This is a genomic window from Helicobacter pylori, from assembly GCF_009689985.1.
Classification (GTDB): domain Bacteria; phylum Campylobacterota; class Campylobacteria; order Campylobacterales; family Helicobacteraceae; genus Helicobacter; species Helicobacter pylori_CG.
The window spans coordinates 59147-85386 of record NZ_QBAW01000003.1; the positions used below are offsets into that span (position 1 = coordinate 59147).

Annotated in this window: 24 protein-coding genes and 1 other RNA gene; 12 read left to right on the forward strand and 13 right to left on the reverse strand. The window is 37.7% G+C overall.

Annotation, left to right across the window (positions count from 1 at the left end):
- Positions 1-4: 4 nt before the first annotated feature.
- From DBU79_RS03215 to DBU79_RS03225, 3 genes are all read right to left on the reverse strand, one after another.
- On the reverse strand, positions 5-622 hold the full coding sequence (locus DBU79_RS03215; RefSeq protein WP_000577351.1) for a hypothetical protein: 618 nt from the start codon (positions 620-622) through the stop codon (positions 5-7).
- Complete coding sequence (locus tag DBU79_RS03220; RefSeq protein ID WP_154411518.1) at positions 619-1275, reverse strand: 3-methyladenine DNA glycosylase; 657 nt, start codon at positions 1273-1275, stop codon at positions 619-621. The genes DBU79_RS03215 and DBU79_RS03220 overlap by 4 nt, the downstream gene beginning before the upstream one ends.
- Before the next feature lie 127 nt (positions 1276-1402).
- On the reverse strand, positions 1403-2935 hold the full coding sequence (locus DBU79_RS03225; RefSeq protein ID WP_000885498.1) for a flagellin A: 1533 nt from the start codon (positions 2933-2935) through the stop codon (positions 1403-1405).
- 152 nt (positions 2936-3087) lie between these two features.
- On the opposite strand from DBU79_RS03225, the gene DBU79_RS03230 reads away from it, so the two are divergent.
- The 4 genes from DBU79_RS03230 to pbp1a all read left to right on the forward strand — a co-directional run bounded on the left by DBU79_RS03230 (position 3088) and on the right by pbp1a (position 9363).
- The gene (locus DBU79_RS03230) at positions 3088-4869 is read left to right on the forward strand and encodes an ATP-binding cassette domain-containing protein (protein WP_154411519.1); all 1782 of its coding nucleotides are present in this window, start codon (positions 3088-3090) and stop codon (positions 4867-4869) included.
- A 65-nt stretch (positions 4870-4934) separates the two neighbouring features.
- Entirely contained in the window at positions 4935-6236 is a 1302-nt protein-coding gene (gene tlpD / locus DBU79_RS03235) for a chemotaxis chemoreceptor TlpD (RefSeq protein ID WP_120901638.1), read from the forward strand.
- Between the two features lie 22 nt (positions 6237-6258).
- Positions 6259-7380, forward strand: coding sequence for an aminotransferase class I/II-fold pyridoxal phosphate-dependent enzyme (locus DBU79_RS03240; protein WP_134890466.1), 1122 nt, complete (start codon positions 6259-6261; stop codon positions 7378-7380).
- Complete coding sequence (gene pbp1a, locus DBU79_RS03245) at positions 7381-9363, forward strand: penicillin-binding protein 1A (protein ID WP_154411520.1); 1983 nt, start codon at positions 7381-7383, stop codon at positions 9361-9363.
- 2 nt (positions 9364-9365) lie between these two features.
- On the opposite strand, the gene DBU79_RS03250 is transcribed toward pbp1a, so the two are convergent.
- The 10 genes from DBU79_RS03250 to mltG all read right to left on the reverse strand — a co-directional run bounded on the left by DBU79_RS03250 (position 9366) and on the right by mltG (position 18114).
- Entirely contained in the window at positions 9366-9884 is a 519-nt protein-coding gene (locus tag DBU79_RS03250) for a tumor necrosis factor alpha-inducing protein (protein ID WP_269201857.1), read from the reverse strand.
- A gap of 181 nt (positions 9885-10065) precedes the next feature.
- Positions 10066-10381, reverse strand: an RNA gene (gene rnpB, locus DBU79_RS03255) — RNase P RNA component class A.
- Between the two features lie 35 nt (positions 10382-10416).
- On the reverse strand, positions 10417-11886 hold the full coding sequence (locus DBU79_RS03260; RefSeq protein WP_154411521.1) for a disulfide bond formation protein B: 1470 nt from the start codon (positions 11884-11886) through the stop codon (positions 10417-10419).
- A gap of 8 nt (positions 11887-11894) precedes the next feature.
- Complete coding sequence (locus tag DBU79_RS03265) at positions 11895-12059, reverse strand: hypothetical protein (RefSeq protein WP_000394808.1); 165 nt, start codon at positions 12057-12059, stop codon at positions 11895-11897.
- 146 nt (positions 12060-12205) lie between these two features.
- Positions 12206-13984, reverse strand: a complete 1779-nt coding sequence (locus DBU79_RS03270; RefSeq protein ID WP_154411522.1) for an HAD-IA family hydrolase — start codon at positions 13982-13984, stop codon at positions 12206-12208.
- Between the two features lie 110 nt (positions 13985-14094).
- On the reverse strand, positions 14095-14649 hold the full coding sequence (locus DBU79_RS03275; RefSeq protein ID WP_000388015.1) for a 2-oxoacid:acceptor oxidoreductase family protein: 555 nt from the start codon (positions 14647-14649) through the stop codon (positions 14095-14097).
- Entirely contained in the window at positions 14649-15470 is an 822-nt protein-coding gene (locus DBU79_RS03280; protein WP_000885307.1) for a 2-oxoglutarate ferredoxin oxidoreductase subunit beta, read from the reverse strand. The genes DBU79_RS03275 and DBU79_RS03280 overlap by 1 nt, the downstream gene beginning before the upstream one ends.
- A 1-nt stretch (position 15471) precedes the next feature.
- Complete coding sequence (locus tag DBU79_RS03285; RefSeq protein WP_154411523.1) at positions 15472-16599, reverse strand: 2-oxoglutarate synthase subunit alpha; 1128 nt, start codon at positions 16597-16599, stop codon at positions 15472-15474.
- The gene (locus tag DBU79_RS03290) at positions 16599-16940 is read right to left on the reverse strand and encodes a 4Fe-4S dicluster domain-containing protein (RefSeq protein WP_001096903.1); all 342 of its coding nucleotides are present in this window, start codon (positions 16938-16940) and stop codon (positions 16599-16601) included. The genes DBU79_RS03285 and DBU79_RS03290 overlap by 1 nt, the downstream gene beginning before the upstream one ends.
- Positions 16941-17124: 184 nt before the next feature.
- Positions 17125-18114, reverse strand: a complete 990-nt coding sequence (mltG, locus tag DBU79_RS03295) for an endolytic transglycosylase MltG (RefSeq protein ID WP_154411524.1) — start codon at positions 18112-18114, stop codon at positions 17125-17127.
- Here mltG and DBU79_RS03300 point away from each other — a divergent pair.
- The 8 genes from DBU79_RS03300 to DBU79_RS03335 all read left to right on the forward strand — a co-directional run bounded on the left by DBU79_RS03300 (position 18032) and on the right by DBU79_RS03335 (position 26236).
- The gene (locus tag DBU79_RS03300) at positions 18032-20971 is read left to right on the forward strand and encodes a DUF3971 domain-containing protein (RefSeq protein ID WP_154411525.1); all 2940 of its coding nucleotides are present in this window, start codon (positions 18032-18034) and stop codon (positions 20969-20971) included. The two genes, mltG and DBU79_RS03300, sit on opposite strands and share 83 nt — an antisense overlap.
- A complete protein-coding gene (locus tag DBU79_RS03305) occupies positions 20968-21198 on the forward strand; it encodes a FeoA family protein (RefSeq protein ID WP_000174160.1) in 231 nt (76 codons plus the stop codon). The genes DBU79_RS03300 and DBU79_RS03305 overlap by 4 nt, the downstream gene beginning before the upstream one ends.
- 2 nt (positions 21199-21200) lie before the next feature.
- Positions 21201-21851 (forward strand): endonuclease III, encoded by a 651-nt coding sequence (gene nth / locus DBU79_RS03310; RefSeq protein WP_195834218.1) that lies wholly within the window; start codon positions 21201-21203, stop codon positions 21849-21851.
- An 81-nt stretch (positions 21852-21932) separates the two neighbouring features.
- The gene (gene fliN / locus DBU79_RS03315; protein ID WP_000004851.1) at positions 21933-22304 is read left to right on the forward strand and encodes a flagellar motor switch protein FliN; all 372 of its coding nucleotides are present in this window, start codon (positions 21933-21935) and stop codon (positions 22302-22304) included.
- Positions 22301-23182, forward strand: a complete 882-nt coding sequence (locus DBU79_RS03320; RefSeq protein WP_154411527.1) for a hypothetical protein — start codon at positions 22301-22303, stop codon at positions 23180-23182. Before fliN ends, DBU79_RS03320 begins: the two co-directional genes overlap by 4 nt.
- A complete protein-coding gene (locus tag DBU79_RS03325) occupies positions 23166-24119 on the forward strand; it encodes an energy transducer TonB (RefSeq protein ID WP_127924682.1) in 954 nt (317 codons plus the stop codon). Before DBU79_RS03320 ends, DBU79_RS03325 begins: the two co-directional genes overlap by 17 nt.
- 3 nt (positions 24120-24122) lie before the next feature.
- A complete protein-coding gene (gene pyrC, locus DBU79_RS03330; protein ID WP_154411528.1) occupies positions 24123-25142 on the forward strand; it encodes a dihydroorotase in 1020 nt (339 codons plus the stop codon).
- On the forward strand, positions 25118-26236 hold the full coding sequence (locus DBU79_RS03335; protein WP_154411529.1) for a 3-deoxy-d-manno-octulosonic acid hydrolase subunit 2: 1119 nt from the start codon (positions 25118-25120) through the stop codon (positions 26234-26236). Before pyrC ends, DBU79_RS03335 begins: the two co-directional genes overlap by 25 nt.
- Positions 26237-26240 lie beyond the last annotated feature (4 nt).

Sequence of the window (26240 nt, forward strand, 5' to 3'; positions counted from 1 at the left end):
TATTTTACCCTAAAAATCTCGTAAAATCATAAAAGGTGAAAGTGATACCAATAGAATAGATATTCAATCGTGGCGTGCCAAAGGCTTTAGAAAATTTGCTTTGGATAAAATAAAAAGGGATACCACCCCTTGCTTCTATGCTCAAGCCAAAATTTTTAGCCGCATTGAAAAACAAGCCCACACTCCCCACCGCTGATTGGATATTGAATTGATACTTATCAATCTTAGCCCCTAAAATTTGAAGCTGATAGCCTAAAGCGATTTTAGGGATAACCCACCCCTTAAAAAGCCTCACCCCAGCCATAAACCCAGCGCTCATGAAATACGAATCGCCCATTCCTGCATCCAAATACCCCCCTAACAAAGCTTTCTTTTTCAAAGTATAACCCGCTTCAAAACCTAAAGAAGCGTCATGGTAGATTTTATCCATTAAAATAGGGGGGCGGTTTTTAGGGCGGATGGGGGATCTTTTAGTCGTCTCTGCATGCTGGTAAAGATAGCCGATTTTAAAAGAGCCAAAATATTTTTTAGTAGGCTCTAAAGGTTTAAAAAAATCCCCATCCTTTTTGGCTAGTAAAACTCCTTTTAAAAGGCTTAAAATTAAGAAAAATCTAAAAATCAAAGCTTTAATTCCAATTTTTGTTTGGAAAATTCTACAATCTTTCCATGGAATCTCGCATAAAGTTGAGCTAAAGAAATGGTGTTTTCATAAAGCGCTAAGGCGGAATTTAAATTCTCTTGAACGCCTTTTTCAAAAAAATGTTGCAATTCGTCATAATCTTCTATCTCTATGCCTAATTTTTTTAAAAAAAGATAGCTGTATTTATCCACCACCATCACTTCTTTAGCGCACGCATAGCATAAAATCGCATCCGCGCTTTCTTTGCCAATGCCCTTTTGGTCTAAAAGCCACTCTCTGGTTACTTCTTGTTTAAAATTTTCAAAACTTTGAAAGTCTTTTAAAATATTCTTACTCAAATTAATCAGTCGTTTGGCTTTTTGGTTATAAAACCCGCTAGGGCGGACACACTCTGCAAGCTTTAAAAACTCCGTATCAGCGATTTTTTTAAGATTGATCTCATCATCATTTTCTAAAATGAAAGCGTTTTTTAAATTTTCCAAAGATTTCACAACGGCTTCAAATTTAGTGTTTTGCGTTAAAACCGCCCCTAATAGAGCTTCAAATTTCAAAGCGTTAGGCCACCACCAAGCGGGGGCGTTTTTCAATAAATCCAAGCTCTTTAAAGCCTTTAAAATTTCAAAACTATCTAACACAATAACCGCCTGTAATTAAAATATAAATAAAGAAATCAAAAAGAGTATTTTATTGAAAAAGAAGCAAAAATTAAAGCGAAAAGCCAACGCTTGAAGCGTTAGCCCCATACAAACACCTTTCTTAAAACTAAGTTAAAAGCCTTAAGATATTTTGTTGAACGGTATTGGCTTGACTCATCGCATAGCTACCTGATTGCGCCAAAATGTTGTTTTTGTTGAAATTCGCGCTCTCTTCAGCAAAATCCACATCCCTGATTTGAGATTCAGCCGCTTTAACATTCACTTGAGTGATGCTGATGTTATTCACAGTGCTAATCATTTGATTTTGCACAGAACCTAAATCAGAGCGGACTTTATCCAACATTTTCATCGCAGACTCGGCAATATCAATCACCACCATCGCGCCTCTTAAGGTAGTTACCCCAGATCCCAAGCTTTGATTACCGCTAGCGATGACGGCGTTATAGTTCGCACCACTAGCTGATTTGACATTAGCGTTAAAATTCCCGGTAACATCGCGCAAATTCACCGTGGTTTCCGCCACTTGAGATTCCCCAAAACCAATCGCTGTGAAGCCTAAATGCTGTGAGTCAGAAGCTGAAACGACATTGATGCTCTTAGCGTCTAATCGTGTAAGAGAAAGCCTCCCATAGTTAGTAGAGCCTTTTGTTAAATCCTGACCGCCATTGACCATCGTTAAAGCGCTAGGCCCACTACTGACGCTATCGGTTTTAATTTCAATCCCACGGCCATCTATACTGCGCAAATTCAAGCGCCCTTTTTGATCCGTATAAGCTTCCACGCCGGTTTCTGAAGTAACCGCATTGATCGCTGCAACCAATCGTCCGTCTGAGTCGTTTTTCTTAATATCTGCGATATTGCCCAAATGGATCCCATTTAAGGTTAAATTACTCAAACTTCCTGACTGGACCGCCACATCGCTCGTGGTGATAACGCTCGCATAAGCTTTAACGCCTGTTCGGTTAGAGTTTTTGTTGATCACTTCCGCTAACACACCGATCCCCGTGCCTGCTGAACTAGAGACTTTTACGCTCTCTAAAGTTACATCATTCACGCCATCCACTTGTTTGAAAGTCAAGCTAATATCTCCAGAAGCGGTGATTAACGCACCCGTAGCGATACGAACCTGACCGATTTTATCGGAAGTGGTAGAGCCAATAGAAGCCTTAATGCTTTGGTTAGAATAAGCCCCTACTTGGAATTCTTTGTTAGTGAATTGACCAGACAATAACGCTTGCCCGTTATAAGTAGTCGTGTTACCGATATTATCTAAACCTTGAATCAAACGAACGATGTCAGATTGAATCGCTTTACGAGACTCCGTAGTTTGCCCGTCTTGAGCCGCTTGAGTCGCTTTAACCTTAACGGTGTCTAAGATTTTTAACTGCTCATCCATAGCCTTATCCGCAACCTGGATAATCCCCATGCCGTCATTCGTGTTGGCAATCGCTTGACCCAAACTGCTCGCTTGTGAACGCAAAGAATCCGCCACCGTCATGCCTGATGCGTCATCAGCCGCTTTATTAATCCTTAAACCTGAACTCAATCGCTCCAATGAAGTTTTAAGCGCATTTTGAGTGAGTGCGGATTGCACATGCGCATTCATCGCATTGATATTTGTATTGACCTGAAAAGCCATTGTTGTAACTCCTTGTTATAAAAAACCCAAAGGCATCCTTGCTTTTGGTTGGAACTATAATCGGTTAAAGTTTGAAATTTTAAAGGGCTTTATTTTAAAAACAAAATTAGGAGCATGAAAATGGGTTATAATAAAGAAAATTTGATTATTGAATGCAGACACCAATGGATACCATAAAAAACATTCCATTAAGGACTTTTGTTTTACTCTACAAAAGCTCACCAAAATGTGTTGTGTTGGCATCAATTACAGTGCTATTTATCGGCATTATTCCATCTATAAATATTCTTGTTATGATAAGATTGATTGATATTGTAGTAGACCTATTGCAAAATCATACGCATTTTGAATACAGCTTGCTGTTACCAACTTTGCTACTATGGGGAGCCTTGCTGTTTTTAACGCATGTGTTCTCAGGAATTTCATCAAGCTTGCAAACCATTATTGCTGAACAATTTTCTATAAACATCATCACTCAGCTCGCTAATAAACTCACAAAAGTTAAAAATCTAAATTTTTTTGAAAACAAAGATCACACTATTAAGCTTAACGCTATCCATAACGGACTGCACATCCGCCCCCTAAATTATGTCAGTAATCTCTTTTTCAATCTGCAACGCATTATAGGGCTTGTAAGTCTGTTTGGGATATTATTTTCCATTAGTATTTATCTACCCTTTATAATGATTTTTGCAACAATGCCTTGTATTCTCATATCCAACCATATAGCAAAAAAACATAGCACTTCCATAGATAAGCTTCAAGACCAAAAAGAGAGCATGCAAAATTACCTATACTCTGGATTAGATAACCAAAAGAACAAGGACAACTTGTTATTTAACTTCATGCTAAATTTTCATCATAAATTTATTGAAAACAAAGAACTGTATCTTAATCATTTTGTGAAAGCAGCCCAAAAAAACTTAATATTCACCATATATACTGATATTTTAACCACTATTTTAAGTATTGCACTATTTTTTCTAATGGTTTTTATTATCCTTTCAAAATCAATTGGTGTGGGAGCAATTGCTGGGTATATCCAAGCATTTAGCTCTACCCAGCAGCAACTACAAGATTTATCATTTTATGGAAAGTGGTTTTTTGCTATCAATAAATACTTTGAAAATTATTTCTGTATTTTAGATCACAAAACACCAAAACCAGAAACACAAATCAAATTAGAAGAAAAAATCCATAGCATTACATTTGAAAATGTTAGTTTCTCTTATCCTAATTCAAAGCTTATTTTTGAAAACTTTAATCTCTCTTTACACTCTGATAAAATTTATGCATTAGTCGGCAAGAATGCTAGCGGAAAAACTACGCTGATTAAATTATTGCTAGGGTTTTATATCCCAAATTCAGGTCAAATTATTATCAATAACAAATACTCATTACAGGATTTAGAGCTAAACAGCTACCACCAACAAATGAGCGCTATATTCCAAGATTTTTCTCTTTATGCTGGGTATAGCATTGATGATAATCTTTTCATGCAAAACAACCCCACAAGAGAGCAATTAAAGCAAAAGAGAGAAATGCTAAAATCTTTTGATGAGAATTTTCAAAATTGTCTTAATGATTATAGCAACGCATTATTTGGAACACAGTATAATGGGATAGATTTTTCTCTGGGTCAAAAGCAACGCATAGCTACCATAAGAGCCTTTTTAAAACCAAGTAATTGTATTGTTTTAGATGAGCCAAGCAGCGCCATCGATCCCATTATGGAAAAAGAGTTTTTAGATTTTATTTTTAAAAAATCGCAATCTAAGATGGCTTTAATTATTACACACCGCATGAATAGTGTCAAGCAAGCTGATGAAATTATCGTGTTAGATCAAGGCAAACTAATAGAACAGGGTAACTTTGAAACCCTTATGAAAAAACAGGGATTATTTTACGAATTGTTTTTGAAGCAACAATACTAACGAGCGGTTAAAATGTTTGGTAATTTTGGGTATAATCTCTTCAAATTTAAATAAGGAATGCCACCATGTTTGGGAATAAGCAGTTACAGCTTCAAATCAGTCAAAAAGATTCTGAAATTACGGAGTTAAAAAAAGAAATCAATCTCTATCAAAGCCTTTTAAATTTGTGCTTGCATGAAGGTTTTGTAGGTATTAAAAACAATAAAGTCGTTTTTAAGAGTGGGAATCTTGCAAGCTTAAACAATTTAGAAGAACAAAGCGTTCATTTTAAAGAGAATGCAGAGAGCGTTAATTTACAAGGGGTTTCTTATTCTTTAAAAAGCCAAAATATTGATGGCGTGCAGTATTTTTCACTAGCCAAAAAAACAGGGGGTGTGGGGGAATACCATAAAAATGATTTGTTTAAGACTTTTTGCGCGAGCTTAAAAGAAGGATTAGAGAACGCGCAAGAAAGCATGCAGTATTTCCATCAAGAAACCGGCTTGCTCTTAAATGCGGCTAAAAGTGGTGAAGAACATTCTGCTGAAGGATTAGGGACGGTTAATAAAACGGGTCAAGACATTGAATCGCTTTATGAAAAGATGCAAAACGCCACTTCGTTAGCGGACTCTCTCAACCAACGGAGCAATGAAATCACTCAAGTCATTTCTTTGATTGATGATATTGCAGAACAAACCAATCTATTAGCCCTAAATGCCGCTATTGAGGCCGCACGAGCGGGCGAGCATGGGAGAGGGTTTGCGGTGGTGGCTGATGAGGTGAGAAAACTCGCTGAAAAAACCCAAAAAGCCACTAAAGAAATCGCTGTCGTGGTTAAAAGCATGCAGCAAGAAGCGAACGACATTCAAACCAACACCCACGATATTAATTCTATTGTAGGCTCTATTAAGGGCGATGTGGAAGAGCTTAAATCCGCCGTGAAAAATAACATGATTGTCGCGCAAGCGGCAAAATACACCATCTACAATATCAATAACCGGGTGTTTTGCGGTCTAGCCAAACTTGATCATGTGGTCTTTAAAAACAATCTTTATGGCATGATTTTTGGTCTTAACTCCTTTGACATTACCAGCCATAAGAATTGCCGCTTAGGCAAATGGTATTATGAGGGCGCGGGCAAAGAGAATTTTTCCAACACTTCAGGCTATAGAGCTTTAGAAAGCCACCATGCGAGCGTGCATGCTGAATCTAATGATTTGGTTAAAGCCGTTCAAGAAGATCACATTACCGATTCAAAATACCTAGAGCATAAAGTGCATTTAATGGAAGATAGTGCTAAACATGTCAAAGAAAATATTGATAAGATGTTTTACGAAAAACAAGATGAACTCAATAAAATCATTGAAAAAATTCAAAAAGGCGAATGATTTCATTCAATGAAGTGTTTTGATGTTTTCTAAATCCTTAGAAGCCTTACGCCATGCCAAACGCTACCGCAAAAGAGAGTTGTTTGACCCTTTATTAAAGGATTACGCTTCTAATGATTATTTGGGTTTGAGCGTTAAAAAAGATTTGCTTCAAAACGCTTTTAATAAGCTCCAATCCTTTGATACTCATTCCCCCAAGGCTTCTATGCTAGTGAATGGCTACCACCCTTTGCATGCAGAATTAGAAGAGCGATTAGCGGATTTGTTAGAATTTGAAAGCACTCTTTTAGTGGGGAGTGGTTTTTTGGGTAATCTGGCTTTAATAGACACCCTTTTAGTCAAAAACGCCCTCTTATTCATGGATGAACACTACCATGCAAGCGGGATTTTTAGCGCCAAAGCTAAACCTAATCAAGTGGTTTTTTTCTCGCACAATGACGCTAAGGATTTGAAACAAAAACTCTTTAACGCCCCTAAAAACAAGCTCAAATTCATAGCCATTGAGGGGGTTTATTCTATGGATGCGAGCATCGCTCCTTATGATTTTTATGAAATCATTCAAGAGACTCCTAACGCTTTTTTAATTGTAGATGAAGCCCATAGTTTTGGGACTATCGGCGAAAATTTGTTGGGTTTTTTAGAATATTATCGCATCAAAGAAAAAGACAAAATCATTAAGCTCAGCACTTTTTCTAAAGCACTTGCGAGCTATGGGGCGTGTATTTTAGCCCCTTTACAAGTCATAGAATTTTTAACCAATCGCGCTAAAAGCGTGATTTACACCACCGCTTTAAGCCTGTTAGACACCGCTTTAACTTTAGCCCATTTAGAATACTTTATCGCGCAAAAACAAGAATTAAAAAATGAGCTTAGCAAACACCAACAGATTATTTTTGAAACCTTAGGCGTTAGAACGCTCGCAGGATTTTTTACCCTAGAATTTGAAAACAATCCCGCTCTTTTAAACGCTCATCATTTTTTGAAAGAAAAAGGGTTTTTAGTGGGAGCTATCCGCCCCCCCACGGTTTCTAAACCCCTTTTACGAGTCTCTTTGTCCCTCAAAAACAGCCTAGAAGACACTAAAGAGCTTGCGAACACCCTTTTAGATTATTCTAAAATACAATCTTCTTTTAAGAGTGGTTAAATGCTAAAAAAGATTTTTTATGGTTTTATCGTTTTATTTTTGATTATCATAGGGTTGTTAGCTATTCTTATCGCTCAAGTTTGGGTAACTACAGATAAGGATATTGCTAAAATTAAAGATTATCGCCCAAGTGTTGCTTCACAGATTTTAGACAGAAAAGGGCGTTTGATTGCTAATATCTATGATAAGGAATTCCGTTTTTATACGCGTTTTGAAGAAATCCCCACACGATTTATTGAAAGCCTTTTAGCGGTAGAAGACACCCTCTTTTTTGAACATGGGGGGATCAATTTAGACGCTATCATGCGCGCTATGATTAAAAACGCTAAAAGCGGTCGTTACACCGAGGGGGGTAGCACCCTAACCCAACAACTCGTTAAAAACATGGTGCTCACACGAGAAAAAACCCTAACCAGAAAACTCAAAGAAGCTATCATTTCCATACGCATTGAAAAAGTCTTAAGCAAAGAAGAAATTTTAGAGCGCTATTTGAACCAAACTTTTTTTGGGCATGGGTATTATGGCGTCAAAACCGCAAGTTTAGGGTATTTTAAAAAACCCCTTGACAAACTCACGCTTAAAGAAATCACCATGTTAGTCGCCTTGCCTAGGGCTCCAAGTTTTTATGACCCTACCAAAAATTTAGAATTTTCACTCTCTAGGGCTAATGATATTTTAAGACGGTTGTATTCTTTAGGCTGGATTTCTTCTAACGAGTTCAAATCCGCTCTCAATGAAGTGCCAATCGTCTATAACCAGACTTCCACGCAAAACATCGCCCCCTATGTCGTGGATGAAGTGTTGAAACAATTGGATCAATTAGACGGGTTAAAAACTCAAGGCTATACCATAAAGCTCACGATAGATTTGGATTACCAACGCTTAGCGTTAGAGTCCTTGCGTTTTGGGCATCAAAAAATCTTAGAAAAAATCGCTAAAGAAGAGCCAAAAACTAACGCCTCTAATGAAGATGAAGACAACTTAAACGCCAGCATGATAGTTACAGACACAAGCACCGGTAAGATTTTAGCTTTAGTGGGGGGGATTGATTATAAAAAAAGCGCTTTCAATCGCGCCACGCAAGCCAAACGGCAATTTGGGAGCGCGATAAAGCCTTTTGTGTATCAAATCGCTTTTGATAATGGCTATTCCACCACTTCTAAAATCCCTGATACCGCGCGAAATTTTGAAAATGGCAATTATAGTAAAAACAGCGAACAAAACCACGCATGGCACCCTAGCAATTATTCTCGCAAGTTTTTAGGGCTTGTAACCTTGCAAGAAGCTTTGAGCCATTCGTTAAATCTAGCCACGATCAATTTAAGCGATCAGCTTGGCTTTGAAAAAATTTATCAATCTTTAAGCGATATGGGGTTTAAAAACCTCCCTAAAGACTTGTCTATTGTATTAGGGAGCTTTGCTATCTCACCGATTGAAGCGGCTGAAAAGTATTCTTTATTTTCTAATTACGGCACCATGCTCAAACCCATGCTCATTGAAAGCATCACTGACCAACAAAACGATGTCAAAACTTTCACGCCCATGGAAACTAAAAAGATCACCTCTAAAGAGCAAGCTTTTTTAACCCTCTCAGTGCTGATGAATGCGGTAGAAAACGGCACAGGGAGTTTGGCTCGCATTAAAGGTTTAGAAATTGCCGGTAAAACCGGGACTTCTAACAACAATATTGATGCTTGGTTCATTGGCTTTACCCCCACCCTACAAAGCGTGATCTGGTTTGGGAGGGACGACAACACGCCCATTGGCAAAGGAGCGACAGGAGGAGGCGTTGTGAGTGCACCTGTGTATTCGTATTTCATGCGTAATATTTTAGCGATCGAACCTTCTTTAAAAAGAAAGTTTGATGTCCCCAAAGGCTTGCGTAAAGAAATCGTGGATAAAATCCCCTACTACTCAACCCCTAATTCCATCACCCCTACCCCACAAAAAACCGACGATGGCGAAGAACGCCTATTGTTCTAAGCCTACATGGCTATAGGGACTTTCACATCGCTGTAATTGATAGAATCTTTAAAGATTTCTTCCACTTTAGCAACAAGGATACTCACCGCTTGATTGTCTAATCCCATTTTATGCAACCCTTCGCTCAAAGCGTCCTTATCAAAACCACGCGCGCGCACTAACGCAAACACTTCCTCATTGTTAGGATTGATATAAATCCCTAAACGATCCACATTCATCAAGCTGTCATAAATGGGCTGTGTCATTTGGATAAACATCTCATTAGTGATCTTTTGCTTGATGCGGTTGGATTTGGAAAGGTAAGTCTCTTTGAGTTTATGCACGATATTTTGCGCCACTCTTATTGTCGCTCTTTTGGTAGCGATTTTTTCTATCTCTTCTGTTTTCTTACCATCTACAATGTGCGAGCTATCCACCCCTTGCGTGATATACTCGCTACGATTTTGCAACATCCAATAAGGCACATCTTGTAAAAAAGAATTTCTTTGTGAAGTGTTTGGGCAAGTGCAAGCTTGCAACATCAAAACACCCAATCCGCATAAAACCAATTGCTTGCTCTTTAAAAAAGATTTTTCTAACACGCTATCCCCTTTGATTTTGATTTTACAGAGTGTAACACAAATCTTTAAGATTTAAGCAATAATTGGGTAAAAAATAAAAAAATAAAATGATTAAAACTTTATTTAAAAAATCAACACGCAGTTAAGCATTAGAATAAGCCGGGTTCTGTCAATGGATGGCCATTTATCTGGGAAATATTTTGCAATATTCCTCAAGCGAAGCGCGTATCAATTTAGACTTACCATGCGCTTCTTGCTACAAATTGGGTTTGCCCAAACAAACTAAATTGCTTTAGCTCTGGTGGGCTCTTACCCCACCCTTTCACCCTTACCTTAAAAAGGCGGTTTGCTTTCTGTGGCACTTTCCCTTAGCTTACGCTAGCCATCTGTTAGATGGAATTTTGTCTAATGTAGCCCGGACTTTCCTCTATTCTAAAATAGCGACCATCTTCTAATGCGTTAATATATTAGAAAAAAGTAGCTTTAAAAGAGTTTAAAAATCAAGAGTATAGAGAATATTTTTATCATTCTCATAGCTCACAAGGATAAGCTCATTATCCCTAAACCCACAAGCGCTGATATTTTTAATCTCTTTTGGCAAGCCATAAACTTCAAGGATTTCTTCTTTTGTAGGGTCTATGACTAAAAGCGTGTTAAATTCCTTACTGAACGCATAAAGCTTATTATCCTTTAAAGCTAGCACGCTGATGACTAACTCGCCCAGTTTCCTTTTTTCTTTAAGTTTGGCATTGCCTAGTTCAAGTAAAAACTCCCCATGCACTTGTTTGTCGCTATTGAGCATGGAGATGATAATCAAATCCTTATAACGCTTGTTAGGAGCGGTAATTAAATAAGTGAATTTAGCCCCTCTTCTTGCAGCACTAACATAATAGTTTTTCGCCCTAGAAGTTTTCAAGCGGCTGCGCTCCACTTCATCAAAAGAGTTAGCCCCTTCTAAAAAATAAGGGAAGTTTTTAAGCGCGTTAGCGTTTTTGTTAGGAGTGATTTCTACGCTCGTTTTATTATTGCCCATGATCACAATGTTTTCATCTTCGTTAAAATCCGCCCCCACAAACGACCCCACCGTCGCGCTATAATAGCTATCTAGCACCATATGGCTGTGAATGGTTTTCAAATCGTTACCCACAAGATAAAGGCCTTGGTTTTCTGTGGTAAGGATTGCCCTATCTTCATTGAAACTCAAATCCGTGATCGCTCCGTTCAGTTTTAAAAAAAGCTCTTCTTTTTTTTCAATCTTCAACGCTTTTGTAATTTCTAAAGGCGAATGATCATAATCATTATCTTTAGGCAAAGCGCTCAATTTCAAAGGCTCACCCACATCTCTTCTGCCCAAAACGCTTCTTGGGAACAAACGATTCCAATTCTCCATAGACCAGACAGATTCTTTCAAATTCCAAGAAAAACGCACCGGACTGCTTTGCCCTACATAAGGCAAAGGCCCGGTAGAGATAAACGCTTGCACGGCGTTAGAACCCACCACAATAAAGAAAATATAAAAAGCGCTTTTTTGGAGCGTGTTTAATGAATAATTTTTAAAAAGTTGGGTATTAGGGGCGAAAAAGAGCAAAACCGCTAAAAACACCACCACGCTAAAAAAGACAAAAAGCGCCCAAAACTGCGTGTGCAATCCCAAAATAGGGAGTGCAAAGCCCTGCCCAACATCTTCTAAAGCATGGCTACCGGTATAATAAAAGCCCTCATATAACCCGCTACCAGCCATGAGTAATAGCAAGGCGATGTATTTAGGCTTAAACCCAAAACGCACCACCAAAAGCGCCACAGCCCCTATTAAAATCATGTTGATGCGTAGCGCCCAACAAAAAATACAAGGCGAATCTTTCAAAACATAGCCAAAATAAAAATTCGCCAAACCCACAGGAAAGATTAAAATCCCCAAAATCGCCAAAGAAAAAAGATTATAAAATCGGGTTTCTTTATTCATGTATCCTCCTATAAATTCATATTAGGCAAAACGCTAGAGCTGTGGCCTATAAAAATAATAAGCTCCATCAACCATACCACAATCAAAATCCCAAACGCCCAATTTTCTTTTTCAGGCTTTTTAAACGCTATCAAAACAGCGGCTAGACTTAGAATCAGTCCTAAAAACTCCATGCCATTCCTTAAAATTTTTGTAGGATTATACCCAAAAAACAAACTACTATTGGATAAATAAAAAATATCTAGTGGATAACTTTTGAGAGAATTATTTTAAAGGAGAAAGCCCTAGTTATCCATATTTGATTGAAACAAAGCCAATTTTATGATTTCTTTTTTAACTTCCCATAGATTTTTTTAATTAGAGATAATATTTTAAACAATCTCTCTTGCTTGTTTGTCCTAAGGCTTCTTTTTAATATGCCATAACTTTGTGAAGGTTTTAAAATACAAGATAATAAAGAAACATCGTTGTAAAACAAGGGCAGAGCGTTTTTATGCGTTGCATCTGGAAGAAAATAAATTTGTTTAAATTGCTCTTGATCTTGAATACTAGGATGATCAATGAAGAAATTGACCCACTTTATCACATCATGAATGTCTAAAGAAATTTGACTTTCTTTAAAATATGAAGCATATCCAACAGCCCCTTCTACTATTTTTTCATAAGCTTTAGAGCGGTGTTTTTCGCAAGATGAAACATTTTTTTGATAAATTGGAACGCCATTTTCTACATTTAAAATGGGGTATTCAGGGCTTGTTAGCAAAAACTCCATAAAATCCCAATTATGAAAATAAATGGATTTAGGGTGTGAAAAAGGTAAGAAACTCACGCAATCATGATTTAAAATTCTTAAGAGATCCACATAGCATCCAAAAACTTCTTTATTCAAAGCTTTTTGTATTAACTCTTGCGAAGAGTAGCCCAAAGTAATCGTATCCACAATAGCGATATTTCCCTCTAAATTTGATGAAGACAAGTATTTTCTGTAATTATCTAAACATTTTAACGCTAAATGGCGGCAATGTTCAAAGTTACTATATATATATATATATGCTTGTTGGTTAGTGGTGATTTGCTTCTTTTGAATTTCTTCTTCGCCTTCTAAAATACGCAAAATTTCCAAACTCTCGCCCTCTATGACTTCTAAAAATACCGCTTTTTTTAAAATTCTGGGAGCATAGACATAAGTAGTTTTATATGAATTTGGATATAAAATATTAAAAATTTTTTGCAATAAATAACCATCTCGTGCAACAAACACTAAAGTATCAATATTTCTTTTATGAATCTCTTTATAGATAAACTGGCAATAAGCAACGGCTACAATTCCTGCCTGCATCGCTCCCAAAAGAAACCAATAATCAAACTTTTCATGTTTTTGAATATAATTTTTATAAAAAACGCATAAAGATCCTAGAATAAAGCTTTGTGCAACACTAGTTGGACTAAATGTTTTGTATTTAGGAAAAATTTCTTCAAATTGCCTCAACACGCTTTTTCTAAATAGCGTTGCTATACCTAAACTTTTAGGCATAGCGTCATCTGCCCAAGAATTATCACCAATATGCAACATTTGTGTGTGAGTAATATTTTCTTGTTTTAAAACATGTTTAAACAAATCCTTTGAATGTTTAGTAAGCATTATATGGCTACTAAGATAAAAATTTGTATAACTATCAAAACCCTTAGAAATTAAAATATCTTCAAGGATCTCTAAAGGTAAATACATATCTGATACAATAATCACTCTCTTATTGTTCTCTTTAGCGAAACGATAGAGTTCTAACATTTCTAAGTTTGGAATAAGCATCTCTTTTTCAGTGGCAATTTCTACTTCCTTATATGAATGAAACTCTTTTGGAATTTGATGATAAATTTCATCTAGAGTAACGTCTTGTCTTTTACTGATTTCTCTGGATTGCATTTCTGCCAGGATTCTTGCTTGATGAAAACCTTTAATATTATATTTAGTCTCAATATACAAAAATAAATCTGTGGGTTTAATGAAAGGTCTTAGAAGAAGGGTATCAAAAATATCAAAAGAAATCACATCATATTTTAAAATCTCACTTTTTGCCCCATCCAAAAATTTGCGCATACAAGAATCCTTTGTAAAATTTGAGCATTATACCATTTTTTTTTTTTCAAAAATACAAAAAAAGGGGAAGAAGCTATAGCTAAAGAAAAATAAGATAAGGAGTTACCCCCTTATTTTTTCAAAGCTTCTAAAGCATGTTTTTTGCCAATTTCAAAGGCTTTTTTGTTCGTTTCAGCGACTTTTGCAGGGACTTTTTTAAGCATGGTGTCCAGCACGATATTTTCTTCTACGCATTTAGTAAGCTCCACGGTAATGGCTAACGCTACCACAGATTGCGTGATAATGTTACCCACTTCATCTTTAGCGATGCTGATAATGGGGATTTTATAAATTTGATACTTTTCTTCATCTTCTTTAGTAGGGGTTACCAGATTGGGATCAATGACAACGATACCGCCTTTTTTAATATCGCTTTTAAACTGGTTGTAGCTGATTTGAGCGACTGAAAGCATGAAATCAATCTCGCCCTCTTTAGCATAAGGGAAAATAATTTCATCTTTGTCTAGCAAAATATCCACTTTAGTGGGCCCTCCACGCACTTGCGAAGTGTAGGTGGAAGTCTTAGTGCCATAGCCCCCACTCACAATCTTAGCTTCAGCTAAAATCTCTCCCGCTAACAGCACACCTTGCCCTCCAACGCCCGTAAATCGTAATTGCGCTTCCATTATTGTTTTCCTTGTGCTTTTTCAATGATTTCTTGATACGCTTCGCAATATTCTTTCCTGTCCGTGTCATGCTTTAAAACGCCGGTAGGGAATTTATCCACCCTTTCTTCAGGGCTCATGGCTTCAAATTGGCGTTTGCTCACTAATCGGCTTTCCATCCATTTTAGCATTTGAGACGCCTCGCCCATTTTATTCTTGCGCCCTAAATTGATATGGCAATTGCTATGGACATCAAAGAAACTAAAGCCCTTGTGCGTAAAGCCTTCTTTAAGCACTTTTTCTAATTTTTGAGGGTCTAAAACGCTCTCTCTAGCCACAAAACTCGCCCCGGCAGCGGTGGTTAAAGCACATGGGTCAAATTGGTTATCAATATTCCCCCATTGAGCCGTAACCGTCCACATGCCATTAGGCGTGGTGGGCGAAGTTTGGGAGTTGGTCAAACCATAAATGAAATTATTCACTAAAATAAAATTCAAATCAATGTTTCTTCTGCATGCATGCATGGTGTGATTGCCTCCAATCGCAAAGCCATCGCCATCGCCAGAAACCACGATCACATGCTTACTAGGGTTAGCCAATTTAATCCCTGTCGCATACGCTACAGCCCTGCCATGCGTGGTATGAACGGTGTTGCAATTCACATACGAACTCATGCGCCCGCTGCAACCAATCCCGCTCACCAAGCACACATCATCCATTTTCCAACCTAAAGCGTCAATCGTGCGGATAATGGATTTTAAAATCACGCCATCGCCACAGCCCCAACACCACAAAGTGGGTATTTTATCCACACGCAAATATTCATCATAATTAAACGCCATTTTAAAGCTCCTTCAACTTTGCGATGATTTGTTTGGGCGAAATCGTGCGCCCATTGGCTTGCCCAAAGAAATGCACCTTTCTTTGCATAGCCCTTTCAATTTCTTCTAAATACTGCCCCTTATTCAATTCAATCACAAGGATTTTTTCGTATTTTTCCCCTATTTCTTTCAAGCGTTTAGCCGGGCTTGGCCATAAGGTTTTAGGCCTGAAAAAGCCGACTTTTTGCTTGCTTTCTTTGTTGTAATCTTTCAAGGCTTCTTTAACCGCTAGAGAAACCGAACCATAAGCGATGATAACGATCTCAGCGCCCTCTAAATCCATTTCCTCATTTTCATTGATAATGTCTTGCTTGGATTCAATCTTATGGAATAATCTATCAATCAAATCCCCCCCGATTTTGGCGTCTTCAGTAGGAAAGCCAATAGGCCCATGGTGCAAGCCTGAAACATGGTAGCGATAGCCTTTAAAGAAAGGGTTCAAAACAGCCGGCTCATCTTGCGCGACCCCATAAGGTTTGTAGTCTTTTTTATCGCCTACAAATTCCTTACGATTGATAGTTATCTTTTGCACTTCTTCTAAATCTGGGATTTGCACCTTGCCATACATATGCCCCACGGTTTCATCCATGAGCAAGAATACAGGAGTCATGAGCATTTCAGCCAAATTGAACGCGCGAACGGTTTCTGTGTAAGCTTCCTCTAAGCTAGCAGGAGCGAGTGCAACGGCTTTAAAATCCCCATGTATGGGGTGTTTTAAGAAATTCACATCGCCTTGAGCCACACGAGTGGGCATTCCGGTTGATGGGCCTGAACGCATCACATCAGCGATCACTAAAGGGATTTCTGCCATGAAAGAATAACCGATTTGCTCCACTTTTAATGAAATACCAGGACCAGAGCTCGCTGTCATAGACTTCGTCCCGCTCATGCTTGCCCCTAAAGACACGCTAATCCCGCTGATTTCATCTTCCATTTGGATAAAATGGCCGCCGCATTTGGGTAAAGTCACGCTCATCGCATGCATAATATCTGAGCTTGGCGTGATAGGATAGCCCCCAAAAAACCGACACCCCACTTCAATCGCCGCTTTAGCGACTAATTCATTCCCATCAGAAATAATCTCACGCATTATTTGCCTCTCCCTTCTAAAATAGTCTCTTCTAAGAGCATGTATTTATTGGCCTTAACCTTTTCGCTTCTTTCTTGGGCTTCTTTAGAAACTTTAGCGAATTTGAAATCCTTCCTGTCAGCCACATAAATCGCAAAATCCGGGCAGTGCAACTCGCATTGCACGCAACCGATACAACTCTCTGGATAGGCTACTTTGGCCACTTTTCCAAGCACCCTTTCTTTTTCAACCCCCATGCCAAGAACCCCAGCAGGGCATACCGATACGCAAATATCACAACCCTTACACCTGTCTTCATTCACCCAAACGGCAACCCCATCTGGAGCGCTCATTTTAGCCATTCATTCTCCTTTGTGCTAAAAGCTGTATTTAAAGCCTTAGCAATCAAAATTTGCCTAAAATTGTAGCAAGCCTTTTTTAACAAATTCTAAAATGCTTTAATAGTAGGAACTTAAAATTAAAATGAGAAAATAATAAACACTTTTTACTCAATTTAAAAGAAAAAACGCCCCATTTACCTTAATCTTAAAAATGATTATTAGAAAGATTAATGTTTTTTAAATGCTCCTTATAAGTCGCGCTGAAAGCATGTTTTTTATCCGGCATTTTCACAAAATACAAGAAATCAGTTTTTTTAGGGAAAACCACGGCTCTAATCGCTTCTAGGCTCACGCTCCCTACAGGGTTTTTAGGCAAGCCCTTAAATTTATAGGTATTGTAGGGGGTGTTATCGGTTTTAATGCGCTCTTTTGTTACTTTAGCGTGTGAAAATTCCTGATAATTCAAAGCCCCATCCATTTGTAAAGGCATGCCTTTTTTCAAGCGGTTAAAAATCACGCTCGCAATCAAGGGCATTTCTTCAATATTGGCGGCTTCTTTTTGCACAATAGAAGCGAGAATGATTTTTTCAAACCACTCTTCTTTATGGTAGTATCCAAGCCATTGTTTGCTTAAAGCTTCGTGTTTTTTCATAGATTGGCCGATCAAAGTTTGCATGATTTTAAAAGCATCCTCCCCTAAAGGCAAATGATAAGTGTCTGGCCATATCACCCCATCTTCTATCACAGCGCCATTCAATCGTGGAGCGATGCTTTCATAAGCCTGATTGAGATCGCTTGTTTCTAGCTGGTAAGTCTCGCTCAAAATTTGCGTGAAAAAATAGCGGGTTTCTCCAGGGATTAAAGTAACGCTTTTATACGCCGCTTTTGCTTTAATCAAACGGACTAAAAAATCCCCCTTCCTTAAAGCCCCATCGCCCATATCAATATAACCTTTTTTAGGCATGCCTATTAGGCGTAAAAAAAGCACATCCAAAGCGTTAATATCCACGCCTTGATCTTTTAAAGAAAAAAACACTCTTTTGAGCGAACCTTGCGGGACAACCACCACTTTGTTAGAATAAATTGGTATACTTAAATAAAAAAGAACGCTGATGAATAAAAGAAAGCATGTATCCAAGAAAGTGTTTAATGTCATTATCTTGTTTGTGGCAGTATTCACTCTTTTAGTCGTCATCCATAAGACCCTTTCAAACGGCATTCACATACAAAATTTAAAAATTGGAAAGCTTGGCATTTCTGAATTATACTTAAAACTTAATAACAAGCTTTCTTTAGAAGTTGAACGGGTTGATCTATCTGCTTTCTTCCATCAAAAACCCACTAAAAAGCGTTTAGAAGTTTCTGATCTGATTAAAAATATCCGTTATGGCATTTGGGCAGTGTCTTATTTTGAAAAGCTTAAAGTCAAAGAAATTGTTTTAGATGATAAAAATAAAGCCAATATCTTTTTTGACGGGAATAAATACGAGTTGGAATTTCCAGGAGTCAAAGGGGAATTTTCCCTAGAAGATGATAAAAATATCAAGCTTAAAATCATCAATTTGCTTTTTAAAGATATTAAAGTCCAAGTAGATGGCAACGCCCACTATTCACCCAAAGCTAGGAAAATGGCGTTCAATTTGATTGTCAAGCCCTTAATTGAACCCAGTGCTGCAATTTATTTGCAAGGGCTAACCGATTTAAAAACCATAGAATTAAAAGTTAACACTTCTCCAATGAAAAGCTTGGCGTTTTTAAAGCCCCTTTTCCAACGCCAATCGCAAAAAAATTTAAAAACATGGATTTTTGACAAGATCCAATTTGCTAGCTTTAAAATTGATAACGCTTTAATTAAAGCTAATTTCACTCCTAGCGAGTTTATCCCATCGCTTTTGGAAAATTCTGTAGTTAAAGCCACTTTGATTAAACCTTCAGTCGTTTTTAATGATGGCTTATCGCCCATTAAAATGGATAAAACCGAATTAGTTTTCAAAAACAAACAGCTCCTCATACAGCCCCAAAAAATCACTTATGAAACCATGGAATTAACCGGCTCTTACGCCACTTTTTCCAATTTGTTAGAAGCCCCCAAGTTGGAGATTTTTTTAAAAACGACCCCTAATTATTATGGCGATAGCATTAAGGATTTATTGAGCGCTTATAAAGTCGTTTTGCCTTTGGATAAAATCAGCATGCCATCTAGCGCGGATTTGAAACTCACCTTGCAATTCTTAAAAAACACCGCCCCCTTATTTAGCGTTCAAGGCAGCGTTAATTTGCAAGAAGGCACTCTCTCGCTCTATAATATCCCCCTTTATACGCAAAACGCTAATATAAGCCTAGATATTACCCAAGAATACCAATACATTTACATAGAAACTACCCACACCCGCTATGAAAACATGTTGGATTTAGACGCTAAAATCGCTTTAGACTTGAATAAAAAAATCCTTTCTTTAGATTCTTTAGTCCATAAAATACGATTCAACACTAACAATAATGTCAACATGCGTTCTTATGGCTTGAATAACGACCAAGATAACCCACAGCCTACTAAATTTTCTTTAGATTTAAAAAGCTTGCATTCTATCATTCAAGAGGGTGAAAATTCAGAGGCGTTTAGAAGAAAAATCATAGACACCATTAAAGCTCAAAGTGAAGACAAATTCACTAAAGATGTTTTCTACGCTACAGAAGACACTCTTAAAAACCTTTCTTTGAATTTTGATTTTTCTAACCCCAATTACATGCAATGGAGCGTGCCACAACTTTTATTAGAGGGCGAATTTAAAGATAACGCCTATGTTTTTAGAATCAAAGATTTGAAAAAAATCAAGCCCTATTCCCCTATTATGAAATATTTCGCCTTAGAAGATGGCTCTTTGGAAGTTTCTACGAGCGATTTTGTCAATATTGATTTTTTTGCTAAGGATTTAAAAATCACTTTACCCATCTATCATAGCAACGGCAAGCAATTTAATTCCCTCTCTTTATTTGGATCTATTAATAAAGATGAAATTTCTGTCTATACTCCAAGCAAAAGCATATCTATAAAAGTTAAGGGGGATCAAAAGGATATTACCCTTAATAACATTGATTTGAGTATTGATGATTTTTTAGATAGTAAGATGCCAGCTATTGCAGGATTATTCTCAAAAGAACGAAAAGAAAAGCCTAGCTCTAAAGAAATCCAAGATGAAGATATTTTCATTAGCGCCAAACAACGCTATGAAAAAGCCCACAAAATTATCCCTATCTCTACACGCATCCATGCTAAAGATGTCGTGTTAATCTATAAAAAAATGCCTTTTCCTTTAGAAAATCTTGATATTGTCGCTCAAGACGACAGAGTGAAAATTGATGGCAATTATAAAAACGCCATGATCATGGCGGATTTAGTGCATGGGGCTTTGTATCTTAAGGCTCATAATTTTAGCGGGGATTATATCAACACCATCCTCCAAAAAGATTTCGTAGAAGGGGGCTTATTCACGCTTATTGGAGCTCTTGAAGATCAAGTTTTCAACGGCGAATTGAAATTCCAAAACACAAGCTTAAAGAATTTCGCTCTCATGCAAAACATGATCAATCTCATCAACACCATTCCCTCCCTCATTGTCTTTAGGAACCCTCATTTAGGGGCTAATGGCTATCAAATCAAAAAGGGGTCTGTTGTTTTTGGGATCACTAAAGAATATTTAGGGTTAGAAAAAATTGATCTTATCGGCAAAACGCTTGATGTTGCTGGCAATGGGATCATTGAATTAGACAAAAACAAATTAGATTTGAATTTAGAAGTTTCCACCATCAAGGCTTTGAGTAATGTTTTGAGTAAAATCCCTATCGTGGGTTACCTCATTTTAGGGAAAGAAGGAAAAGTAACCACTAATGTGAATGTCAAAGGCACGCTGGATAACCCTAAAACCAAAGTAACTTTAGCGACAGATATTATCCAAGCGCCTTTTAAAATCTTGCGCCGCATTTTCACGCCCATTGACATCATCGTGGATGAAGTCAAAAAAAATATTGAATCAAAAAGGAAATTAAAATGACGCTCAATGAAGCCGTTAAAGACAAAGTTTATGAAATCGTAGAAATCGCTAACTGCGATGAATCCCTTAAAAAACGCTTTCTGTCTTTTGGTATCCATGAAGGGGTTCAATGCACCCTTTTGCATTATTCCATGAAAAAAGCCACGCTTTCGGTTAAAATCAACCGCATTCAAGTGGCTTTAAGATCCCATGAAGCGCAATACCTTCTCATCAAAGAAAGCGTGTGAAAATGGGTTTAAAATGCGCTAAAACTTACCAAAAAGCCCAACAAATCAAAGAATTGCTTTTAAAACATTACCCCAACCAAACCACCGAATTGCACCATAAAAACCCCTATGAATTGTTGGTGGCTACCATTTTAAGCGCTCAATGCACGGACGCTAGAGTGAATAAAATAACGCCCAAGTTATTTGAAAAATACCCAAGCGTGAGTGATTTAGCCCTCGCTTCTTTAGAAGAAGTTAAAGGAATCATCAAATCCGTTTCGTATTTCAACAATAAAAGCAAGCATTTAATCAGTATGGCGCAAAAAGTGGTTAGGGATTTTAAGGGCGTTATCCCCTCTACGCAAAAAGAATTGATGAGTCTAGATGGCGTGGGGCAAAAAACCGCTAATGTGGTGCTTTCAGTGTGCTTTGATGCAAATTACATAGCCGTAGATACCCATGTGTTCCGCACGACGCACCGATTAGGCTTAAGCGACGCTAACACGCCCATTAAAACCGAAGAAGAACTCAGCGATCTTTTTAAAGACAACCTATCCAAACTCCACCATGCCTTAATCTTGTTTGGCCGCTACACCTGCAAGGCTAAAAACCCCTTATGCGGCGCGTGTTTTTTAAAAGAATTTTGCGTTTCTAAGGCTAGCTTTAAAGCGTAGTGGCTTTATTTGTTATAAAATTTATAGTAAAATTAAGATTTTATAATCAAAGTTAAATCATTCTTGAAAGAGTAGGGTTTTATGTCAGAAACAGAATCTAATAAGTTAAAAATAGCCGAAAAAGAGAAAGAAAAAGCTAACAAGGAAAGAGAGCTAGAGCTTTCCACTTATTTAGAAGAACTCATTTGCGATTATAAAAACCTTTTAGACATGGAGATTGTTTTTAGTGCAGAACTTGGCTCTACGCAAATCCCTTTATTGCAAATTTTGCGTTTTGAAAAAGGCTCTGTGATTGATTTGCAAAAACCCGCCGGAGAGAGCGTGGATACTTTTGTGAACGGGCGGGTTATTGGTAAGGGTGAGGTGATGGTTTTTGAAAGGAATTTAGCCATTCGTTTGAATGAAATCCTTGATTCTAACGCCATTGTGTATTATCTCGCTAAAAATTCATGAGATTGTTATTCTTGTTATTGAGCGCTACTTTTATGTTACTGGCTGAAGAAGAAATACCTTTAAATGATGACGCCCCCATTAAATTAGTGCATTGGCAAAATGCATTAAAAGAAGTCCAACCTGATTCAAACGCTTCAGCAACACCACCCATAAAAGCCGTGCAAACCACGCTCACTTTTGAAACGCCGTTTAACAAAACGCCTAAAATCATGGAAGTTGAAGGGCAAAAGGTGATCGTTTTAAAAAACGCTAAATTGGATTCTAAAAAAACCATGGATTTTAAAGAAGCCTCTTTGAATGCTTTAGAAATGTTTTCCTACCAAAATGACATCTATCTCTTGTCTAAAAAAGCTAAAGTGGAATTAGAAATCCAAGCTTCAAACAGCAAGGATAAAAAACGGATCCGCTTTCTTTTTTTGCCTAAAGGGTTTCATTTAGCCCCAACGCCTAGCCATGAAGAAAAACCTCAGCATGCCAATCTCGCAAGCCAAGATGAAAAAGAGCGAGCCAAAAGTCCCTTAAACACTCTAGAGTTAAAACCCCCACTGGATTTAAGCCATGCTTATAAGGCGCTAGCAGTTATTGCTGCCTTACTTCTAATATTGTATATAATCAAAAAAAAAATTGTTCCTGCACAAGGGTCTTTTTCTGCAAAAGATTTTAAGTTAGAAATTAGCGTTTTGGGTCGTGTTGATGCGAACCATAAAATCATTTCCATAGAAACTAATAAGGAGCGTTACTTGGTCTTACTAAGCGATAAATACGGCCTGCTTTTAGACAAAATAAGCCCAAAAACATCTAAGGAAGAACTGATTAAAGAAGCTGAAAATAATATAAAGAATTCAAAATTAGGAAATTTATATGCCGGAAAATTCTAAACTACAACCTGCTAAGTTAGGGAAAAATTTTGACCCTGTGGATCATTCTAACAGGAATTTTTTCTTTTCTCTCATTCTGTCTGTATTGTTACATTGGTTGATTTATTTTTTATTTGAACACAGAGAAGATTTTTTTCCTTCAAAACCCAAGCTCGTTAAATTAAATCCTGAAAATTTATTGGTTTTAAAAAGAGGCCATTCACAAGATCCCAGTAAAAACAACCCAGGTGCTCCTAAACCCACGCTAGCTGGCCCTCAAAAACCCCCAACACCCCCAACACCCCCCACTCCGCCAACCCCACCAAAACCTATAGAAAAGCCAAAGCCTGAGCCTAAACCAAAGCCCAAACCAGAACCCAAAAAGCCCAACCACAAACATAAGGCTCTTAAAAAAGTGGAAAAAGTGGAAGAGAAAAAAGTAGTAGAGGAGAAAAAAGAAGAGAAAAAAGTGGTAGAACAAAAAGTAGAGCAGAAAAAAATAGAAGAGAAAAAACCTGTCAAAAAAGAATTTGACCCTAACCAGCTTTCTTTCTTGCCTAAAGAAGTTGCGCCACCCAGAAAAGAAAATAATAAAGGCTTGGATAACCAAACCAGAAGGGATATTGATGAATTGTATGGCGAAGAATTTGGTGATTTAGGCACAGCCGAAAAAGATTTCATCAGGAATAATTTAAGGGATATTGGGCGCATCACGCAAAAATATTTAGAATACCCTCAAGTGGCGGCTTATTTAGGGCAGGACGGGACGAATGCGGTAGAGTTTTACTTGCACCCTAACGGCGATATTACCGATCTTAAAATCATCATTGGCTCTGAATACAAAATGCTTGATGACAACACTTTAAAAACCATTCAGATCGCTTATAAGGATTACCCACGCCCCAAAACTAAAACCCTCATTCGCATTAGAGTGCGTTATTACTTAGGGGGCAATTAAAAAATGGAAATCGCACTTTTTGATCCCATAGACGCCCACTTGCATGTGCGAGAAAACGCGCTTTTAAAAGTGGTGTTAGGATATTCTAGTGAGCCTTTTAGCGCTGCGGTGATCATGCCTAACCTTAGTAAGCCCTTGATTGACACTCCAACCACCCTTGAATACGAAGAAGAAATTTTAAACCATTCTTCAAACTTCAAGCCTTTAATGAGTTTGTATTTTAATGATGGCTTGACTTTAATAGAATTGCAACGCGCTCAAGAAAAAGGCATCAGATTTTTAAAGCTCTACCCCAAAGGCATGACCACAAACGCGCAAAACGGCACTTCGGATTTGTTGGGTGAAAAAACTTTAGAGATTTTAGAAAACGCCCAAAAATTAGGCTTTATTTTATGCATCCATGCAGAACAAGCCGGGTTTTGTTTGGATAAGGAATTTTTATGCCATAGCGTTTTAGAAACTTTCGCGCTTTCATTCCCTAAACTCAAAATCATTATAGAGCATTTGAGCGATTGGCGCAGTATCGCTTTAATTGAAAAGCATGACAACCTCTATGCGACTTTAACCTTACACCATATCAGCATGACTTTAGATGATTTGTTAGGGGGGAGCTTGAACCCGCATTGTTTTTGCAAACCTTTAATCAAAACCAAAAAAGACCAAGAAAGGCTTTTATCCCTTGCTTTAAAAGCCCACCCTAAAATCTCTTTTGGATCTGATAGTGCCCCGCATTTTATCTCTAAAAAGCATAGTGCTAACATCCCGGCAGGCATCTTTTCTGCTCCTATTTTGTTGCCTGCGTTGTGCGAACTTTTTGAAAAACACAACGCTTTAGAAAACTTGCAAGCCTTTATCAGCGATAACGCTAAAAAAATCTACGCGCTAGACAATTTGCCTAATAAAAAAGTGCATCTGTCTAAAAAACCCTTTATAGTCCCTACACACACGCTTTGCTTGAATGAAAAAATTACTATCTTAAGAGGGGGCGAAACGCTATCTTGGAATCTTCAAGAAATCGCCTAAAAAACACCGCCTTTTTCGTGGGGCTTTTTATCGTTTTATTTTTAATTATAATGAAGCACCAAACCCCCCCCTATGCTTTCACGCACAATCAAACCCTTGTTACTCAAAACCCCCCCTATTTCACACAGCTCACTATCCCTAAACCAAATGACGCTTTAAGCGTGCATGCGAGCTCTTTAATCAGCTTGCCTAACGATAATCTTTTGAGCGCTTATTTTAGCGGCACTAAAGAAGGGGCAAGGGATGTGAAAATCAGCGCGAATCTTTTTGATGGCAAGACTAATCGCTGGAGCGAAGCCTTCATTATTTTAACCAAAGAAGAACTTTCCAAAAACGCGCATGAATACATCAAAAAACTGGGTAACCCCTTGCTTTTTTTGCATGATAATAAAATCTTGTTGTTTGTGGTAGGGGTGAGCATGGGCGGGTGGGCCACTTCTAAAATCTATCAACTTGAAAGCACTTTAGAGCCGATTCATTTTAAGTTTGTGCGAAAACTCTCTTTAAGCCCTTTTTTAAACTTAAGCCATTTGATAAAAAATAAACCCTTAAACACCACTGATGGCGGGTTTATGCTACCGCTCTATCACGAATTAGCCACCCAATACCCCTTGTTGTTGAAATTTGACAAACAAAATAACCCAAGAGAGCTTTTAAGGCCTAATACCCTAAACCACCAGCTCCAGCCAAGCCTAACCCCCTTTAAAGACTGCGCTGTCATGGCGTTTAGAAACCATTCTTTTAAAGATAATCTCATGCTAGAAACCTGTAAAACCCCCACCGCTTGGCAAAAACCCATGCTCACGAATTTGAAAAACTTGAATGACGCTTTGAATTTGATCAATTTAAACGAAGAATTGTATCTGATCCACAACCCTAGCGATTTATCACTGCGTCGTAAAGAACTCTGGCTTTCTAAATTAGAAACCTCCAACTCGTTTAAAACCTTAAAAGTTTTAGACAAAGCCAATGAAGTGAGTTACCCAAGCTATAGTCTTAATCCTCATTTTATAGATATTGTCTATACCTATAACCGCTCTCATATCAAACACATCCGTTTCAATATGGCTTATTTAAATTCCCTTCTCAAGTAATCAG